Consider the following 1416-nt stretch of genomic DNA (forward strand, 5'->3'; position numbering starts at 1 on the left):
ATTAAATGCTGTCGTCACTGTACCTACCACCCATTTAAACGGACGGTATTAATTATTTGAACGAATTAAGAACGAAAGAGGGATTTATTTTAATTCTACGAACGTTATAATCATATAACAGCACGGAGATTTAATCTTGAATCTTATATCGAGTTGGTAGCTCATATAACTTTCGTTATTAATTATTGTTAGTAATTAATAACCGTGCATCCAATATAAAACTAAAGCCGATCATAAATCAATATGGTCGGTTTTTTTATTTAAATATTTTTAATCTTTTTTGCACAAAAATGGATTTGGTGATTTATCGGATACCGTTTCCCCCATCTTATTAAGGGGGGAGGCATAAAGCAGAATTGATCAAGGAAAATCCATTCCCCCCTAAAAAACTCGTACTATTGATTATTTTTTGATCTATTTTTCTCATTATCTTAAATACACAGTACTAATAAAATATTGCTCGGTCAATCGGTGCGTCGTCGTCGTTCCTCCTCCTCCTCCCTCATTCCATCGCATATAAATATCATTGCGACGGACAAAGCCTAAATTTTACCGATTTAAGACAAACGGGAGATTGTAACCAGGGAAAAAACGTCTTTAATTAAATTATGGCTGCGACACTCGTAGACACTCGTTAAAGGTGTACTCACTACGCTTTAAGAAAGTACGTTCAAAAAAAATGCCCTCAAAGGTAAATAAAAGGGCATTAAAAGGGGTGTAAGCTTATATTTAGTCTAAAACTTTAAAATCAACATGTGGCTACAGGGTAGGTTTGCTTAATGAATCAATAAAATCTTTGTTATCAGTAATAAGAGCTTCAAAGGCATCAGCAACAGGATCGGAATCTAAAATCTTAAATTCTGTCAGTTCAGAAAAAGAATAATAATCCCCATCATCTACAGAAAACTCATGATCACCATGAAGATTTAAAACAACCGAAGTGACCTCACCATCACTCTGATAAGTTGTTCCACCCAAACAAAAACTATATGAAACTTGTTTGCCTAACAAATCTTTAAAGTCTTTAACTATTTGATTAATATCAATATTTTTCATTTAAAGCACCTCTATTTATTTAACTATTCAAGTATTAGTGATTTATCATTATGGTGAGAGTTAGAGAAGATCAGGTAATACTCACCCTAGAGCACTAAAAGCACCCTAAGCAGTATTACCCGAACAATGTAAGGCATCACTACGGAGCCGAGCCATCGCTTCACAGGGACATATCACGGTATAACGCTATGTCTGTCTTAATTACGGCTTATATCACCGCCTGAACGCATTTAAGACCGCTTAGAGCCTATGTAGACCATCACAAGGGACAAACCCAATATATTCACGATCAAGGCTTAAACTACTCATTCTGCTGTGTGCTTTGTTCAGTTCCCCCAGTAGCACACTGAAAATCACCGA

The 1416-nt window shown here is 35.5% G+C and carries 1 protein-coding gene; it reads right to left on the reverse strand.

What is annotated here, in order from left to right:
* Nucleotides 1–759: 759 nt before the first annotated feature.
* Entirely contained in the window at nucleotides 760–1056 is a 297-nt protein-coding gene (locus MZO21_RS15080) for a hypothetical protein (RefSeq protein WP_248104249.1), read from the reverse strand.
* Between the last annotated feature and the right edge of the window lie 360 nt (nucleotides 1057–1416).

Origin of the sequence: Acinetobacter portensis (genome assembly GCF_023158935.1) — a bacterium.
GTDB lineage: Bacteria > Pseudomonadota > Gammaproteobacteria > Pseudomonadales > Moraxellaceae > Acinetobacter > Acinetobacter faecalis.